This is a genomic window from Thalassospira sp. GO-4 (assembly GCF_023588965.1).
GTDB lineage: Bacteria > Pseudomonadota > Alphaproteobacteria > Rhodospirillales > Thalassospiraceae > Thalassospira > Thalassospira povalilytica.
This window is the reverse complement of record NZ_CP097807.1, coordinates 4517183-4535117: the sequence shown is the minus strand read 5'-3', so window position 1 is coordinate 4535117 and position 17935 is coordinate 4517183. Positions and strand designations below refer to the sequence as shown.

The window sequence follows — 17935 nt, the reverse complement described above, 5'->3', positions numbered from 1 at the left end:
GGAAACTGTAAAATGAACACAGCTCCGATTACCAGCTGGGAAGGCGCAGAGGCCTATTTCACCTTTGCCGACAAACCGGCCCTTCTCGTACTGTTCACGCTGGTCGGTATTGGCGTGTGCATCTGGACCATCGCCTCGATGGCCAGCCACGAGAACAAAGCTTACAAAGACATGTAATCTTTGACATTGACGGGGTGCATCACCAGCCTGCCCTGAACCCAACTGCACCCGGTGATGCATCCCATCATGACCACTCTGAAAGGCCAGCCTCAAAACTGGCCTTTCAAGGGTTCTGGTTGTAGCTCCGGCTCCAGCCTCGGTTCTGGTTCTGGCCCCGGTTCTGTCCCTGGCTCAGGTCCCGGTTCAGGTCCTAGTCCCGGTTCCTGTCACGCCCCTCAACCCGGCCTGTGCTCTGGCCTTGACCTTGGCTCTGCTCCGGCCTTTGCTCTCGACCTGACCTGAATGCTGCCCCGGCATCTGCCGGACGATAAATGCCAACCGACCCGACTGGCACATGTGCCTGCCATCCGGTCCCGCGCAAGTCACCCATGTTATCGCTGCCTTGCATCTGCACAGATCATTCACCGCAGAGGCCACAATGATCGCGCTTTCACATCCCCAGTCATCTGCGCATGCCGTGCGCGCCGCACGTCCCAGCCGCATTCTCAATGCCGGGCGCACTGCAATGGCGCGCAATATTGAACGTTACGAGGTTCCCGGACGCGGTGCCGCACTGATTGCGGTGCGCGAAGGCGATCAGCTGTCGCTGACCAACAGCGAAGGCATGCAGACGGTCGAGCTGATCGGCCTTGATCCGTCGGGAAAGTCGCTGCCTTCGATTTTTGAATATCTGCCGCACGGCAAACCGCGCGGCCTGATTGACCTTTTAAGCCATCCCTTTGATGACAGTCTGGCGCGCTTTGCCCGCACCCTGAAACGGCGCGACGTCAATCTTGATGAATGTCTGGCCTTGCGGATGTTTGGCAATGCCAGTCCGGCCGGTGATACGGTGGTGCTATGCGCCCAGTTTGACGGCTTTGTCATTTTCGCCACCCCCGCCCCGATCATGCAGATTGATGCCCACAATACTGCAAGCCCGGTGATTGTGACCATTGACCGTGCCCATCATCACGATACATACAGCTTTGCCCTGCCCGATCCGCTGGCCGATCCGACGCTTGATCTGCGCATTCATGCGGCCACCGCGCGCGCCTATGAAATCAGGGCCGGTGACTATATCCAGATCCTTGATGTTGACGGGCGGCAATGCACCGATTTTCAGTGCTTTGATGCGCGCAAACTTGATCGCGGTCTTCAGAACCCGCTCGATGTCACCACCACGCGCACCCTGATGGGTCACGCCTATCCAATGCCCGGCCTGCATGGCAAATACTATGATCAGGACATGGACCCGCTGGTCGAGGTTATTCAGGATACTTGCGGGCGTCATGATGCCTTTGCCATGGCCTGTGCGGCGAAATATTACGACGATATCGGTTATCCGGGGCATGTGAACTGCACCGATAATTTCAACGGGGCGCTTGCCGCGCACGGGGTTGATCCGCGCCCCGGCTGGATGGCGATCAATTTCTTTTTCAATACCGGCATTGATGATCACGGCGTGATGTATGCCGATCAGCCATGGTCGCGTCCGGGGGATTATGTGCTTTTGCGGGCCATGACCGATCTGGTCTGTGTTTCGTCCGCCTGCCCGGATGACACCACGGCGGCCAATGGCTGGAAACCGACCGACATTCATATCCGTGCCTATGACAGCACCGAAAAATTCACCCATGCCGTTGCCTGGCGCCCGACAGCAGAGGCCGAAGCAAAAATGACCAAACAAACCGCCTTTCATCCGCGTTTTGGCGAACTGACCCGCAACTTTGTCGATTACAAGGGCTTCTGGCTGGCGCATGAATATACCGGCTTTGGCATGATCGAAGAATATTATGCCTGCCGCGAAAAGGCGGTCGTGATCGACCTTTCGGCCCTGCGCAAATTCGAAATTACCGGCCCCGACAGTGAAACCCTGATGCAGCATTGCCTGACCCGCAATGTCAAAAAGCTCGGCATTGGTCAGGTCGTCTATTCCGCCATGTGCTATCCCCAAGGCGGCATGATTGATGATGGTACGCTGCTGCGTCTGGGGCAGGATAATTTCCGCTGGATTTGCGGCGACGATTACAGCGGCGTCTGGCTGCGCGAACAGGCCGCCAAGCTTGGCCTGCATGCTCTGATCCGATCCTCGACCGATCAGATGCACAATATCGCCGTTCAGGGCCCCAAAAGCCGCGATATCCTGCGCGATGTCATCTGGACACCCCCTCATCAGCCCAAGCTTGATGAAGTCGGCTGGTTCAAATTCACCATTGGCCGCATCGGCGATGCCAAGGGCGCACCGGTTGTTGTTTCGCGCACCGGCTATACCGGGGAACTCGGCTATGAAGTCTGGTGCCATCCCAAGGATGCGCTGACCGTCTTTGATGCGATCTGGGAGGCCGGCGAACCCCATGGCCTGACCCCGATGGGGCTTGCCGCCCTTGATATGGTGCGCATCGAAGCCGGGCTTATTTTTGCCGATTACGAATTTTCCGATCAGACCGACCCGTTCGAAGCCGGGATCGGCTTTACCGTGCCGCTGAAATCCAAGGAAGACGACTTTATCGGCCGCGATGCCCTGATCCGGCGCAAGGACCATCCATCCCACAAGCTGGTCGGGATCGAGATTGATGGCAATGTCGCGGCAAGCCACGGCGACTGCGTCCATATCGGCCGCGCCCAGATCGGTGTTGTCACCAGCGCGATGCGATCCCCGATGCTGGGCAAAAACATCGCCCTTGCCCGCATCGACATCGCCCATGCCGATATCGGCACCGAGGTCGAAATCGGCAAACTTGACGGCCACATGATGCGCCTGCCCGCCAAAGTCACCGCCTTCCCGCATTACGACCCGGAAAAAACCAAACCAAGATCGTAACACGAGGAATCCTCACATTCCTTCATCCCACCCCAAACACGCCCGAATTTCCGGTTCCGCGCACCTCTGCTGCCCCCGACCAATTGATCCCCAAGTCGGGATGCCTCGGGCATCATAACCCGCACCCAACCTCGCCCCGCTTTCCCAGATCTTTCACCGACCACCTGATCCGCCTGCCCCAACCCTGACCTGGCCCGCCCCAACGCTGATCCGACCCGCACCAGCCCTGAGCTGGCACCCCCCGCGCCCCATTGCCCCTCGCTATCCATTGCTCCATCAGGACCACGGCCTGCGCTGGTGATGCCTTAATCCCCGTCCTGCGGCGCCGACGTTCTGGCTCCATCCCGCTACCTACGCCAATCTTGCCTTGGCCTTTTCACGCTACCTACGCCAATCGCGCCCCACCCGTTTCACGCCTCCACATAGCGTCAACACCGGGATGCCCCGGGCATCATGCCCCGCCGCAAAATTCAATCCTCATACAAAAAGAACCCCGCGACTGGCGCGGGGGTGACTGCGAGTTTGCTCTGCTAAGGGAAGGTCAGTGCGATTATTAGTTTCTTTTTAATAATGCGGCTTATTCTGCAGCGCTGCTTTTTAATCCGGTCTGCAAATAGGCCTCCAGACTGTCATCAAGTTCATCAAGCCACGGCGTATGATGGGCTGGCGACATATTGCCGGTCATGAGAGATCGGTATGATTTGTTGCGATAGCCCATGATGTCATGGGCCTTGTCATGTTCCCATTCCTCGAAGGTCTTGTTGACCCCTTCGATGTCAAACATCGGATAGTCTGTCATTTCAATAAGATGGGCGGTGTAATCGCCCTGGAACCAGATCATGTCATGATCTTCGTTCAGGCCTTCTTCCCGGTCGCGCCAGGCCTGACTGTCGGCCTTCATCGCGTCCTTTGACGGCAGATCAAGACGGCCCATGATCACATCACGGGCATACCATGCTTGGGCATCAAACATGTTGAAGGTATAGAACTGGTCCTGCATGCCCAGATACATCAGTCTTGGGTTTCCTTCCCACACCACCCCGTTATAAAGACCCAATGGCCACAATCGGTTAGCGGTTTTCAAACGCAGATCATCGGTCAGGAACGGGAAGTGATGCTGATAGCCAGTACACAGAATGATCGCATCGACATCACGCGATGAACCATCCTTGAAATAAGCTGTATTGCCCTCAACCCGGGTCAAAAGCGGCACTTCGGCCCAGTTATCCGGCCAATCAAAGCCGATCGGATTGGTGCGGTGACTGACGGTGACGGATTTGCAGCCATATTTATAGCATTGCGATCCGATATCCTCGGCCGAATAGGAGGTGCCGATGATCAGGATGTCCTTGTCCTTGAATTCAAGGGCATCACGGAAATCATGGGCATGCAAAACACGCCCGCCAAAGGTCTCGAACCCCGGGAATTCCGGGACATTCGGCGTCGAGAAATGACCGTTGGCGACCACCACATAATCAAATTCCTCGGATGCAATGACATCGTTTTTGAGATCATGCGAAGTCACGGTAAAGGTCTGTGACGCATCATCAAATTCAACCCGGCGCACCGGCGTTCGGAACCGCACCCACGGGCGTACATTGGCCTTTTCGACCCGGCCCTTGATATAGTCCCAGATCACCGCGCGCGGCGGATAGGATGCGATCGGCTTGCCGAAATGTTCCTCGAACGTGTAATCGGCAAATTCAAGGCATTCCTTGGGCCCGTTCGACCACAGATAGCGATACATCGACCCGTGGATCGGTTCGCCATATTCATCAAGTCCGGTGCGCCAGGTATAGTTCCACAAACCGCCCCAGTCTTCCTGACGTTCGAAACATACCACTTCGGGGATTTCGGCCCCTTTGGCTGCTGCTGACTGAAATGCACGCATCTGCGCCATGCCCGACGGGCCGGCGCCAATAATCGCCACGCGAAGTGTCATTGCCTTAGATCCCCAATAGATGGCTGGTTATTTCCTCCGTCCGGCTTGTTTTTTGATGCCGGTTTTGGTTAGTCGGGGAAAATCCCCGGTGACGTCGGCGCGCCGTCGTCAAACTGTGCAAGCCAGTCCACCAGCATCGGGTGGTAGCGTGACAGCCCCTTATATTCGACCAGTTCCGGGCGCAGATCGCGCATCACCCGATGCAGGCGACGGCCCCATTTCGGCTGGGTCACAACTTCGTTCATCGCCATCAGATAGGTACGGATCGGAAACAGGATCGCGTTCGATCGCGGCAGACGCCAGAAGGTCTGAAGTTCGACCCGAAGATGGACCTTTTCCCCGATATTTCCGGGATTCACCGTCAGCTTGTCCGGCCCCCATTTGGGATAATTTTCCGGACTGGTATCAAGCCTTGGATTAACCGTCAGCGTCCAGTTCAGACGCCGGGACGGCTGGCCTTGCGGCAGGGACAGCAGGAATTTCAACGCGCGCTGAAACACGCCGAGCTCATGGGCCAGCGGCACGGGCGCATGCCATTCAAAGAAGTTCATGCCAATGTCGAAATCAAGCGACCAGTCTGCCTGCGCGGTAATGATCCCCGCATCCATCCAAAGATTGCCATCGCGCTGATCAAGGATCGCGTGGTCGCCCTGTACCTGACGGCCGATATATTCCATCGGATGACATGGCAGGGTCGAACTGTCGCCAAAGACAAAGGTGTCATCGATCTGAAGCGGCTTGTTGATCCAGTGCCAGCGATCCCCGTCAATGGTCAGTTCAAACAGATCAGGATAGTCGCGCGCCTTGGAAACCATCACCAGTTCAACAAAATCCCACGCCGCCGTTTCCATATGCGGCAGGGCCTGACAACGCCCGGGGTCGTCGGCCAGGACAAGAGCGCGGTCCTTCATTTCCGAGACATAATGTTCGTCGACATCAAAGGCATGTTCAAACGGGCTTCCGGCCCGTGTGGCGTGATGTGGTTCCACATTGGTCGAATACATATATTCGTCTTCGGGAAACGGGAACGGAAAGCGCGGAATATTGCCCGGACTGTTGGCATAGGTGAAATCGTTGCGGAATGTCTCGTTTCTGAAGTGAATGGTCATATCGCAGATCCCCCTTGCTTACAGATCAAGTTCAAGACGCTTGCCGCTGAACCGCGACACGCAGGGCATGATGAACTGTTTCGATGCACGCTGATCGTCATCAAGCCAGTGATCGTTATGGGCAATGTCACCATCACAGGTGACGACCTTTGTTTCACATTGTCCACAGGCCCCGCCACGACACAGGCATTTGACCGGCGTTCCCGATGCTTCGATCGCTTCAAGCAGGCTTTGTTCCGGCCCGACCGTGATATCAATCCCGGCCTTTGCCAGATGGACCGAAAATGCCTTGCCCACCGGCGGGGACAGGAAATGTTCGAAATGGATGTGGGCGGCAGGCCAGCCAAGATCGGTTGCGGTTTGAACGACCGCCTCGATCATGCCCTTGGGCCCGCAGACATAGACATGGGTGCCAAGCGGCTGATCCGATAAAAGTGTCGTCAGATCGGGACCACCGCCCGCATCATCGCAATAGCACCTGACATGGTCGCCAAACCGGTTTTGCAGGCTATCCATATAGGCCGCCTGCGAGGCGCTGCGCGCGGCGTAATGAAGTTCAAACGGCACGCCAAGTGATGATGCCTGGGTCATCTGGGCGATGAACGGCGTGATGCCGATGCCGCCCGCAATCATCAGATGTTTTCTGGCACGCAGATCAAGCGCAAACAGGTTCACCGGGGCCGAGATATTCATTCTCATGCCCGGTTCGACCTTTTCATGCATGAATTTCGAGCCACCGCGCCCGTTATCGTCGCGCCGCACCGAAATGGCATATTGGTCACGATCAAAGGGCGAGCTCATCAATGAATAGGCATTCTTGCGTTTGGTCGGGCCATCAAGCATTTCCACCACGATATGCGCCCCGCCGGAAAAGGCCGGAAGTTCGTTGCCGTGGATATGCTTGAATTCAAACCGTTTGATGATCGAATTGACTTCGACAACCCGGGAAACCACCACCGGGATCAGATGATCGGACGCGCTCATTTGAAGACCTCCCTGATTTCGACTTCCTCGGTCGGGTCTTCGGCATTGATGCACACCCCCTGAAAGGCGGCCAGTCGTCGGGAATAGTGATCGCGCACCAAAAGCAGCAAATCACAGGACGGGCATTTGACCGGCTGTGTCGTGACCTTTTCGATCATGGTTTTGCAGTGAACGCATTGAACCCGACGCGCCAGACTGCCGCGATGTTCACACTGAACAGCGGTGTGATCGAGCCCGCATTCCTCGCCCTTGGCGACAGCCCGGCCAATCAGGCCTTCGGTCCCGGCAAGGTAAAGCTGGCTTCCCATTTTGGACTCCGAAAGCCAGTCACCCAGTTTGGCAATCGCCGCATCAATGGTCGGGACATGTTCGAACCGTTTCGCCCCCAACGCATAAAGGGCAGTGATCAGGGCGTTTTCACCCGGTGTCGGCACATAAAGGATATGGACCTTTTCCATGAAGCCTTTCGGGGCGGTCTGGGCGACGCGGATGACGCATTCCGCACCCGATGCATCGGCAACGAAATAATGCGCAAGCCCCGGGGCAATCGCCAACTGCCCGTATTTGGGGCGGGAAAGGATGCTTTCTTCTATCAAACTCTCAGACATGGTCGCGGGATCCCATTCTGTCAGAAACCAACGGATCAAATGACAGCCCCGGGGAACCGGTCCGACCGATCCGGTCGATCCAGCCGATCCCCGGGGGATATGTCCTAACCCTTGGCCGTTCTTTTGGATTTGCTCGGATCATCAAAGGGCATGGTGTGGGCCATACCGCCCAGCATCCCGTCCGCCCCGGCAATTTCAAGACGTCCCCCCTGCTCGGCGCACTCAACCGCCAGACGGGCAATCGCCATGGTCTGATCTTTGAGCGGGGAATACATCGCGCAGGTCACAACGCCGACCTTTGCCCCGTCCTTAAAGACAGCCGCCCCTTCGGCCGGGACTTCCTTGCCGTCAAACAGGATGCCGAAAATCTTGAAGCGTTCCTTGCCCTTGAGACGGTAATGTTCCTCGGCGCCGCGGAAGCCGGTTTTGCCGGGACTGACCGTGAAATCAAGGCCAAGCTCCCACAGGGTATCGCCCGGTCCTTCGTTTTCGAACGGATACATCTGCGAGTTATCATAGGGATAAAACAGCAGGTAACTTTCGACCCGCAACATATCAAGCGTGGTAAAGCGAGTCGGAATGATGCCCATATCGGCCCCTTCGGCAACGATCCGGTCCCAAATCATCCCGGCATCCTGCCCGCGACAGAAAATCTCGTAACCGCGTTCACCGGTATAGCCGGTCCGCGAAATCATCACCGGGGCGCCAAACAGCTGGGTTTGCATGTGATGAAAATAGGGAAGATCGCGAATGCCGGGCACATATTCCGTCAGATAATCGACCGCCAACGGCCCCTGAAGTGACAGGTCATGAAGATTGTCATCAAAACGGACCGATACATCGCGCCCCACGGCGGCCCGGGTCAATTCTTCGTGCCCGGTGCCCGATCCGTGAACCACCATCCATGAATTCGGCCCCATGCGATAGATCACGCAATCGTCGGTAAATTTGCCCTGATCATTAAGCATGCAGGCATAAACCGATTTGCCCGGATAGATTTTTTCGACATTGCGCGTGGTAGCATAATCAATGACGTGCGAAGCATGGGGGCCGGTGATGTGGACCTTTTTCAGGCCCGATACATCCATGATCCCGGCCTTGGTGCGGATGGCGATATATTCTTCGTCCCAATCCTTGTCATAGGTCCATGCCGTGCCCATCCCGCTCCAGTCTTCAAGATTGGAACCAAGCGCGCGGTGACGGTCGGCAAGGGCGGAGAATCTCCAGCTTGCAGTCATTGTGATGGCCTCCTGATTTGGTCGCCCTGATTTGGCAGCCTTGTCGCGCAATCAGCGCGCAATTATTGGCTTTTTATGTTCTCCATTCTGGCGGCAACTTGTTCGCGAACGCAATAATTATTTTTCATTTAATTCAATAATTATTCCTCAAGTGCTATTTTCTGCGGCATTGCAACAATTTGATTGCGCCACCACCGCCCGCCTGTTCCATAAAATGATTTTCCCTTCAGTTGATAAATCTTTCCTGACAGTTTAAATGAAACAGAAGGCTGCACTGCACCACGGATCGCAACGATCAAAGGGCAGACCGGCACAAAACAAAAGACGACCGCCAAAGCAAAGCGGTCCGCGCATGACCCAGGAAACGATCAGGAAACGCACCGCACGCCGATTACGGGCACGGTGGCGAAGGAAGCCGCCACAATGGCAGATAACAAATCGCAGAAACCAACCAAAACCAACGCCAACAGCGAGCAAGGAATACCCATGGACTCCATGAACAAACCGGCCGCCCTGAACCAGGACCCGCACGCCCTTCGCGAGCCGAAGGAAAACAATCTGGAAATCGCGATCGGACATGAAGTCCGCGCCCTGCGCAAGAAACTTGGCATCACCATTGCCGATCTGGCATCGGCAACCGGCATTTCGATGGGAATGTTGTCCAAGATTGAAAACGGTGTGACATCACCATCCCTGACATCGCTTCAGGCATTGGCAAGTGCACTTGGCGTGCCGCTGACCGACTTTTTCCGCCGTTATGAAGAACCTCGCAATGCGGTGTTTGTCAAATCGGGCGAAGGCATTGCCATTGAACGGCGCGGCACGCGCGCAGGTCATGAATATAACCTGCTTGGGCATATTGATAACAATACCAGCGGTGTTGTGGTCGAGCCCTATTTGCTGACCCTGACCGAGGAGTCGAGCAGTTTCCCCGCCTTCCAGCATGAAGGCATGGAATTCATCTATATGCTTGAGGGTGAAGTACGCTATCGCCACGGTGATCAGCTTTATTACATGCAGGCCGGTGACAGCCTGTTTTTTGATGCCGATGCCCGGCACGGACCGGAAGAACTTCTTTCATTTCCAATCCGTTATCTGTCGATCATCTGTTATCCGGCACGCTCGTAAACTTTCTTCACGGTGAAGAATATAATTCACCCTGATGAAATTTTTATTCTTATGAGTTGATTCCGCAATCGCGAACAGTTAGTCTCCATTCAAGCAACAGAATGGAGACTGTCCTGCCATGTGCGGCATCGTTGGTTTATTCCTTAAAGATAAAAGTCTGGAACCGCAGCTCGGCGCTTTGCTGTCGGAAATGCTGGTGACCATGACCGATCGCGGCCCTGATAGTGCGGGGATCGCCATTTATGGCGCAGATCAGAACAATCTGGCCAAACTCACCATTCAGTCCCCGGAACCGGAAACCGATTTTGCCGGCCTGACCGATGCATTGCGTGCTGCGGGCATTGCCAATGCATCGATCCTGCCCAAAAGCACACATGCCGTGATCACGGTTGGCGCCGATCAGATCGATGCCACCCGTACCGCCCTTGCCGAACTTCGCCCCAATATCCGGGTGATGGGCACCGGCAATGTCATGGAAATCTATAAGGAAGTCGGCCTGCCCAAGGATGTGGTCGAACGGTTCAAGATTACCGACATGTCGGGCACACACGGCATTGGCCATACGCGCATGGCGACCGAAAGTGCGGTCACGACCCTTGGCGCCCATCCGTTTTCGACCGGATCGGACCAGTGCCTTGTCCATAACGGGTCGCTTTCCAATCACAACAATCTGCGCCGCGAACTGTCCCATCAGGGCATTCGCATGGAAACCGAAAACGATTCCGAAGTCGCCGCAGCCTACCTGACCGGGGAAATGGCCAAGGGCAAGAACCTTGGCGAGGCATTGACCAGTGCGCTTGATGACCTTGACGGGTTTTTCACTTTCGTCGTTGGCACCAAGTCGGGCTTTGGCGTAGTACGCGATCCGATTGCCTGCAAACCCGCCGTCATGGCCGAAACCGATGCCTATGTCGCATTCGGGTCGGAATATCGCGCGCTTGTGAACCTGCCGGGCATTGAAGATGCGCGGGTTTGGGAACCGGAACCGGCCACGGTTTATTTCTGGGAACACTGATTTTCAAGAACCCTGTCGGGTGCAGCGATATCGCGCCCCGACCCGGCCGCCTCACACAGACGGCCATATAAGGAAGGAACACATATGCCAGTGTTTGATCTTGCAACCACCGAACTGCGCGATTTGAATGCGTCGCTTCATGCACTTGATAAAGACGGTGGGAACGAGGAATTCGAAGTCACCAATCCGCGCGGTGCCCATGCGGTTGCCGTCGGGATTGATGCCCCGGTCAATGTCCAGATCAAGGGCAGTGTCGGATATTACTGTGCCGGTATGAATGAAACCGCCAACATCACGGTGCATGGCAATGCCGGTCCGGGTGTGGCCGAAAACATGATGTCGGGCAAGGTCGTGATCAAGGGCGATGCGAGCCAGTATGCCGGGGCCACCGCCCATGGCGGATTGCTGGTGATCGAAGGCAATGCATCGTCACGGTGCGGCATTTCGATGAAGGGCATCGACATCGTGGTCAAAGGCAATATCGGCCATATGTCGGCCTTTATGGCGCAGTCGGGCAATCTTGTTGTTCTGGGCGATGCCGGGGATGCGCTTGGTGATTCCCTGTATGAGGCACGGCTTTTCGTGCGCGGGACGGTCAAGTCGCTTGGTGCGGATTGCATCAAAAAGGACATGCGCCCCGAACATATCGAAATCCTGACCAAGCTTCTGTCGGATGCGGGGATCACGGATGTGAAGCCCGAAGAATTCACGCGATATGGCTCTGCCCGCCAGCTTTACAATTTCAACATCGACAATGCCGACGCTTATTGACGCGCAGCGCTGAAACCATGCTTTCAGCCCAGAAACAGGATCAGACCATGAGCCACAAACATCCCGTTACCACGCCGCGCAAATCGGCAACCTTTGATGATTATACCTTATCGGAAATCCGCCGTGCAGCGGCCACCGGCATCTATGACATTCGCGGCAGTGGCGCCAAACGCAAGGTCCCGCATTTTGATGATTTGCTGTTCCTTGGTGCGTCCATGTCGCGCTACCCGCTTGAGGGGTATCGCGAGAAATGCGAAACCGCGGTCACGCTGGGCACCCGTTTTGCCAAGAAGCCGATTGAACTTAAAATCCCGATCACCATCGCGGGCATGAGTTTCGGGTCCCTTTCCGGTCCGGCCAAAGAGGCGCTTGGCCGTGGTGCGACCCTTGCGGGCACATCGACCACCACTGGCGATGGCGGCATGACCGAGGAAGAACGCGGGCATTCGCAAACTCTTGTGTATCAATATCTTCCGTCACGGTACGGCATGAACCCGCGCGATCTGAAACGCGCCGATGCGATTGAAATCGTCATTGGTCAGGGTGCCAAACCGGGCGGCGGCGGCATGTTGCTGGGTCAGAAAATTTCGGACCGTGTGGCGCATATGCGCAACCTGCCCAAGGGGATCGATCAGCGTTCGGCATGTCGTCATCCCGACTGGACCGGCCCGGATGATCTTGAGATCAAAATTCAGGAATTGCGCGAAATCACCGACTGGCAAAAGCCGATCTTTATCAAGGTTGGCGGTGCCCGCCCCTATTATGACGTGGCCCTTGCGGTCAAGGCCGGTGCAGATGTCATCGTGCTTGACGGCATGCAGGGCGGTACGGCGGCAACGCAGGAAGTGTTCATTGAACATGTCGGGCAGCCGACCCTTGCCTGTATCCGCCCGGCGGTAAAAGCGTTGCAAGACATGGGAATGCATCGCAAAGTACAATTGATCGTATCTGGCGGCATTCGCAATGGTGCGGACGTGGCAAAGGCATTGGCCCTTGGCGCGGACGCGGTTTCCATCGGGACGGCTGCCTTGGTCGCGATTGGCGATAACGATCCCAAATGGGAAGAAGACTATAACGCGCTTGGCACGACAGCCGGGGCGTATGACGACTGGCATGAAGGCCGTGATCCCGCAGGCATCACGACCCAGGATGCCGACCTGATGAAACGGGTTGACCCGATTGCCGCTGGCCGGCGTCTGGCCAACTACCTGAAGGTCATGACACTTGAAGCGCAAACAATTGCGCGCGCCTGCGGCAAAAATCATGTGCACAACCTCGAACCCGAGGATCTGTGCGCACTGAATATCGAAGCGGCGGCCATGGCCGGTGTACCGCTTGCCGGGACCAGTTGGATTCCCGGTCAGGGAGGATTCTAGAACATTAACGCACCACCGGAACCGGTGTGCCTTTTGGCACGCCGGGATAACCGTTGGCACTGCATAAAATTCGTCAGGGGACTTCAATGACCAAGGATCTATCAGCCTTTGCCCGGGAACGCGGCATAAAGTATTTCATGATCAGCTTTACCGACCTGTTTGGCGGACAGCGCGCCAAACTTGTTCCCACCCAGGCGATTGCTGACATGCAGGAAGAAGGTGCGGGATTTGCCGGGTTTGCGACCTGGCTTGATCTGAGCCCGGCCCATCCGGACATGTTTGCGGTTCCTGATCCGGATTCTGTGATCCAGTTGCCGTGGAAACCCGATGTTGCCTGGGTCGCGGCCGATTGCATCATGGAAGACCAGCCGGTCGAACAGGCCCCGCGCAATGTCCTTAAGGCCCAGATCGCCAAGGCTGCCAAGCTTGGCCTGAATGTCAAAACCGGGGTCGAGGCGGAATTTTTCCTGATTACCGAGGATGGTACGGCAATCTCGGATGCCGCCGATACCGCCGAAAAGCCGTGTTACGACCAGCAAGCAGTCATGCGCCGCTATGACGTGATTGCGGAGATTTGCGATTACATGCTGGAACTGGGTTGGGGTGCCTATCAGAACGACCATGAAGACGCCAATGGCCAGTTTGAAATGAACTGGGAATTTGATGATGCGCTTAAAACCGCGGACAAGCATTCCTTTTTCAAATTCATGGTCAAATCGATTGCCGAGAAACACGGCCTTCGCGCGACATTCATGCCCAAACCGTTTGCCGGCCTGACGGGCAACGGGTGCCATTGCCATGTATCGGTGTGGAACGAGGCCGGTCAGAATGCCTTTGCCGATGACGCGGCCCCGTTTGGCCTGTCATCAAAGGGCAAGCATTTCCTGGGCGGGATCATGAACCATGCATCGGCCATGGCCGCGATCACCAACCCGACGGTCAATTCATATAAACGCATCAATGCGCCGCGCACCACATCGGGCGCGACCTGGGCCCCCAATTCGGTGACCTGGACCGGCAATAACCGCACCCACATGGTGCGTGTTCCGGGGCCGGGCCGGTTTGAATTGCGCCTGCCCGACGGGGCGACAAACCCCTATCTGCTTCAGGCGGTGATCATTGCGGCCGGACTTGACGGCATGGCAAATGCCGCCGACCCCGGCCCGCATTATGACATCGACATGTATGAAGAAGGCCATCTGGTCAAGGATGCGCCGCGCCTGCCGCTGAACCTTCTTGATGCATTACGCGAACTGGGCCGCAACGAGGCGCTTCAGGCCGAACTTGGCATGGCGTTTTCCAAGGCGTTCCTCAAGCTCAAGCAAAAAGAATGGAATTCATATGTTTCGCATTTCTCGCAATGGGAACGCGAAAACACGCTTGATATCTGATGCTTCTGCCCGGCCCCAAAACATTCCCCGATGGACGGGGCCGGGTCATTTTCATTCACTGTTATTTTGAAAGCCAGACGAGATGAAAAGCTACGTTCTGACAGTCACCTGTGACTCCCAGCGCGGGGTTGTTGCCGCCATTTCAGCCTATCTGGCCGAACATGGTTGCAACATTACCGACAGTTCCCAGTTTGATGACATGGAAACCGACCTGTTCTTTATGCGGGTGGCCTTTGTCAGCGAAGAAGGTGTCGATCAGGAAACCCTGTCGCGTGGCTTTGATGGTCCGGCAACGCAATTTGGCATGAATTATCAGTTCCATGACAGCGCGGAAAAGATGAAGGTTCTTCTGATGGTGTCGCGGTTTGGCCATTGTTTGAACGATCTTTTGTATCGCTGGAAAATCGGGGCCTTGCCGATTGATATCGTCGGTGTGGTTTCAAACCATTTCGACTATCAGAAGGTCGTGGTCAATCACGATATCCCGTTCCACCACATCCCGGTGACCAAGGACAACAAGCCCGAAGCCGAGAAAAAGCTTCTTGATATCGTTGCCAGCAGCGAGGTCGAACTCATTGTTCTGGCGCGCTATATGCAGGTTCTGTCTGACAGCCTGTGCAAGAAAATGAGCGGCAAGATCATCAATATCCACCATTCATTCCTGCCAAGTTTCAAGGGCGCCAACCCGTATCGGCAGGCCTATGAACGCGGTGTGAAACTGATCGGGGCGACGGCCCATTATGTGACGGCCGATCTTGATGAAGGTCCGATCATTGAACAGGATATCGCACGCATCACCCATGCCCAGAACTCGGCCGATTATGTGTCAATCGGGCGTGACGTTGAAAGTCAGGTTCTGGCGCGTGCGGTTCACGCCCACATTCATCACCGGTCCTTTATCAACGGCAATCGCACCATTGTCTTCCCGCCAAGCCCGGGAAGCTATGCGTCCGAACGCATGGGATAACCATTCCGATCCGAAAACCGAAACGCCCCGGCTTTGCGCAGGCCGGGGCGTTTGTTTTTTTATGGGTGTCTTTCTTGACCGTACCGATGATCAGACTTCGGCCTGACGCAATTCATAGGGCAGAAGAATTGTAACAAGAAGCCCGCCCTGATCACGGTTGCGGATTTTGATATCCCCGCCATGGGCGCGAATGGCACGCTGGGCAATCGACAGGCCAAGGCCGAACCCACCGCCCCAGGCATTTGATTGCCCGCGCACGAAGGGCTCAAACAGATCATCGAGTTTGTCGCCATCAATGCCCGGGCCTTCGTCACTGATGTCGATGCGGAACTGCTGGTGATCGGCATCATCCGTGGCCGTGATTTTGACGATCTGGCCTTCGCCCGAATGGCGCAGGGCATTGCGCACGACATTTTCAAAAGCCCGGCGCAACAGTTCGGGACTGCCCATCAATACCGGTACATTTTGATGACCGGACGGTCGTGCCCCGAAATCGGCATCGACAATCACACCGGTGGCATCGGCCTCGAACCGGGCATCGCTGACCACACGGCCCAGCAGATGATCAAGATCGATCCATGATTGATGGCGTGCCGCACCGCTTTCGGCCCGCGACAGGGTCAGAAGTTCACCCACCAGCTCATCAAGCCGGACGGCTTCCTTTTCGATGCGATCAAGCGAAGTGGCACTTTTGTCCGGTGACTGGCGCGCCAGCCCGACGGCAAGCTGCATCCGGGCAAGCGGGGAGCGCAATTCGTGCGAGACGTCATTGAGCAACCGGTCACGCGCCGCAACAAGCCGTTGCAACCGGTCAGCCATGACATCGAAATCACGGGCCAGATCGGCAATTTCATCACGCCGCCGCCCGATGGTTTTGCCCAGACGATAATCCAGATTGCCGCGCGACAATTCTTCGAACCCGTCACTGATTTTCAGGATCGGGCGCGTCAGATACCAGGCGAGAACACCACTAAAGACAAGGCCGCCAATCGATCCGAGAATGATCAGGGGATTGGGGACTTTCCAGCGTGAACGTTGCGGGATTTCGTCAATCACATCACTGACATCATAGATCAGGCGGATCTTTTCACCGCCAGGTCCGGTCACGACCTGTTCAAAGACCGGATATTCTTTGAGCGCATCCAGCCATTCGGGGGAACCATTATCCGGCAAGACGCGCGCAACCATATCGCTACTATTGGCGCCATCGACAGTGCCGCCCGAACCGGGGGTGCCCAGATCAATGATCAGGCGGCTGCGTTCGGATTTTGGCCAATGGGCAATGGTGGCTTCGAGTTCGTCAACACCGCCATGGCGGGCGACTTCGGCCGCAGTTTGCAGATATCCCGGGGCGGTGCGTTTGAGATAGCCGATATGGAACGGTTCGGGCGGCCCGCCATATAACATCAGCAGCGACCACACCCCGACCGAGATACCGGTAAAGGTTACAATAAACCCGATCAGGATTTTCCAGAACAAACGGCTTTTCATGTGTCCTGCCTTAAACGATAGCCAAAGCCGCGCACGGTTTCGATCATGCCGGCATCGCCGCTGATGGTTTGCAGTTTCTGGCGCAGGTTACTCATATGCACATCAATCGAACGGTCATAAACCTCGCGCGGGCGACCCAGCACCTTGCGCGACAATTCGTCCTTGGAAAGGGCACGTTCGCCCGCACGCATCAGAACTTCGAGCAGATTGAATTCCGACACGGTCAAATCAAACGCCACACCATCAAAACTTGCCACGCGGCTGGCCGGTTTGAGTTTGAGCTTGCCGTGAACAAGTTCATCTGACGGATTGTCCCCCGGCCCGTCAGGGTCACTGGAGACAACCGGTTCGGCCCGGCGCAAGACCGCCCGGATACGGGCCACCAGTTCCCGCGGATAATAGGGTTTGGGGATATAATCATCCGCCCCCAGTTCAAGCCCGATGACCCGATCAACGTCATCGCCCTTGGCGGTCAGCATGATGACGGGTACGCGGCTTTTGACACGCAATTCGCGCAGAACGTCAATGCCGCCCATGCCGGGCATCATGATATCAAGCAGAATGACGGCATATTCCCCCTGAAGCGCGCGCGCCAGCCCTTCCTTGCCGTTATAGGCCTGGGAAACGTCAAAGCCCTCGCCATCAAGATATTCGGCAAGCATCGCCCCCAGTTCGGCGTCGTCATCTACAAGCAATATGCGGGTCAATTGTTTGCGTCTTTCCTTGGCGTCGGCACGGTATAACGGGCCGGTTTGTTTTTGTGGTCTGGATGATGCCATTCTACCCATCGTTGCGCCCGTTAAAAGAGGCCGCAGGCCATCTTTACACATTCCTTACAGATCATTTTCGCCCCCCTCACCCTCAAGCCCGGGCTGGCTTGTTATCTGTTGCTCATCAGGAATGCGCATGTCGCGCCACTGAGCAATGTCAGGAAT

16 protein-coding genes are annotated in these 17935 nt (G+C 56.2%); 9 read left to right on the top strand and 7 right to left on the bottom strand.

Annotated elements, in window-relative coordinates; genetic code table 11:
* Window positions 1-12 precede the first annotated feature (12 nt).
* Together M9H61_RS20585 and M9H61_RS20580 are read left to right on the top strand one after the other, a co-directional pair.
* Window positions 13-177, top strand: a complete 165-nt coding sequence (locus tag M9H61_RS20585; RefSeq protein WP_170310292.1) for a hypothetical protein — start codon at window positions 13-15, stop codon at window positions 175-177.
* Window positions 178-598: 421 nt separating this feature from the next.
* The gene (locus M9H61_RS20580) at window positions 599-2980 is read left to right on the top strand and encodes a DUF1989 domain-containing protein (protein ID WP_305879845.1); all 2382 of its coding nucleotides are present in this window, start codon (window positions 599-601) and stop codon (window positions 2978-2980) included.
* 577 nt (window positions 2981-3557) lie between these two features.
* Here M9H61_RS20580 and M9H61_RS20575 read toward each other — a convergent pair.
* From M9H61_RS20575 to M9H61_RS20555, 5 genes are all read right to left on the bottom strand, one after another.
* On the bottom strand, window positions 3558-4922 hold the full coding sequence (locus M9H61_RS20575; RefSeq protein WP_250282690.1) for an NAD(P)/FAD-dependent oxidoreductase: 1365 nt from the start codon (window positions 4920-4922) through the stop codon (window positions 3558-3560).
* A 68-nt stretch (window positions 4923-4990) separates the two neighbouring features.
* Window positions 4991-6031 (bottom strand): DUF3445 domain-containing protein, encoded by a 1041-nt coding sequence (locus M9H61_RS20570; protein ID WP_114113787.1) that lies wholly within the window; start codon window positions 6029-6031, stop codon window positions 4991-4993.
* Between the two features lie 18 nt (window positions 6032-6049).
* Complete coding sequence (locus M9H61_RS20565; protein WP_250282688.1) at window positions 6050-7015, bottom strand: PDR/VanB family oxidoreductase; 966 nt, start codon at window positions 7013-7015, stop codon at window positions 6050-6052.
* The gene (locus M9H61_RS20560; protein WP_068517039.1) at window positions 7012-7623 is read right to left on the bottom strand and encodes a dimethylamine monooxygenase subunit DmmA family protein; all 612 of its coding nucleotides are present in this window, start codon (window positions 7621-7623) and stop codon (window positions 7012-7014) included. Before M9H61_RS20560 ends, M9H61_RS20565 begins: the two co-directional genes overlap by 4 nt.
* 104 nt (window positions 7624-7727) lie before the next feature.
* Complete coding sequence (locus M9H61_RS20555) at window positions 7728-8861, bottom strand: aminomethyltransferase family protein (RefSeq protein WP_250282686.1); 1134 nt, start codon at window positions 8859-8861, stop codon at window positions 7728-7730.
* Window positions 8862-8892: 31 nt separating this feature from the next.
* Between M9H61_RS20555 and M9H61_RS20550 the strand changes: the two genes are divergently transcribed.
* From M9H61_RS20550 to purU, 7 genes are all read left to right on the top strand, one after another.
* Window positions 8893-9117 carry a hypothetical protein gene (locus tag M9H61_RS20550; protein ID WP_250282684.1) on the top strand — a complete coding sequence of 75 codons (225 nt, stop codon included), beginning with the start codon at window positions 8893-8895 and terminating at the stop codon, window positions 9115-9117.
* 167 nt (window positions 9118-9284) lie between these two features.
* Window positions 9285-9989: an XRE family transcriptional regulator gene (locus M9H61_RS20545; protein ID WP_197460751.1), complete on the top strand. Its 705-nt coding sequence runs from the start codon at window positions 9285-9287 to the stop codon at window positions 9987-9989.
* A 118-nt stretch (window positions 9990-10107) separates the two neighbouring features.
* Window positions 10108-11004, top strand: coding sequence for a glutamine amidotransferase family protein (locus tag M9H61_RS20540; RefSeq protein WP_101247835.1), 897 nt, complete (start codon window positions 10108-10110; stop codon window positions 11002-11004).
* Between the two features lie 84 nt (window positions 11005-11088).
* Complete coding sequence (locus M9H61_RS20535; RefSeq protein ID WP_228195703.1) at window positions 11089-11775, top strand: GXGXG domain-containing protein; 687 nt, start codon at window positions 11089-11091, stop codon at window positions 11773-11775.
* 47 nt (window positions 11776-11822) lie between these two features.
* Window positions 11823-13151: an FMN-binding glutamate synthase family protein gene (locus M9H61_RS20530; protein ID WP_250282682.1), complete on the top strand. Its 1329-nt coding sequence runs from the start codon at window positions 11823-11825 to the stop codon at window positions 13149-13151.
* A gap of 86 nt (window positions 13152-13237) precedes the next feature.
* Window positions 13238-14542, top strand: a complete 1305-nt coding sequence (glnT, locus tag M9H61_RS20525; RefSeq protein WP_250282680.1) for a type III glutamate--ammonia ligase — start codon at window positions 13238-13240, stop codon at window positions 14540-14542.
* A gap of 82 nt (window positions 14543-14624) precedes the next feature.
* Window positions 14625-15509 carry a formyltetrahydrofolate deformylase gene (purU, locus tag M9H61_RS20520; RefSeq protein ID WP_250282678.1) on the top strand — a complete coding sequence of 295 codons (885 nt, stop codon included), beginning with the start codon at window positions 14625-14627 and terminating at the stop codon, window positions 15507-15509.
* A 90-nt stretch (window positions 15510-15599) separates the two neighbouring features.
* Here the strand turns inward: purU and M9H61_RS20515 are convergent, their stop codons facing one another.
* Together M9H61_RS20515 and M9H61_RS20510 are read right to left on the bottom strand one after the other, a co-directional pair.
* Entirely contained in the window at window positions 15600-17000 is a 1401-nt protein-coding gene (locus tag M9H61_RS20515) for an ATP-binding protein (RefSeq protein ID WP_250282676.1), read from the bottom strand.
* A complete protein-coding gene (locus M9H61_RS20510; protein WP_250282675.1) occupies window positions 16997-17779 on the bottom strand; it encodes a response regulator transcription factor in 783 nt (260 codons plus the stop codon). Before M9H61_RS20510 ends, M9H61_RS20515 begins: the two co-directional genes overlap by 4 nt.
* Between the last annotated feature and the right edge of the window lie 156 nt (window positions 17780-17935).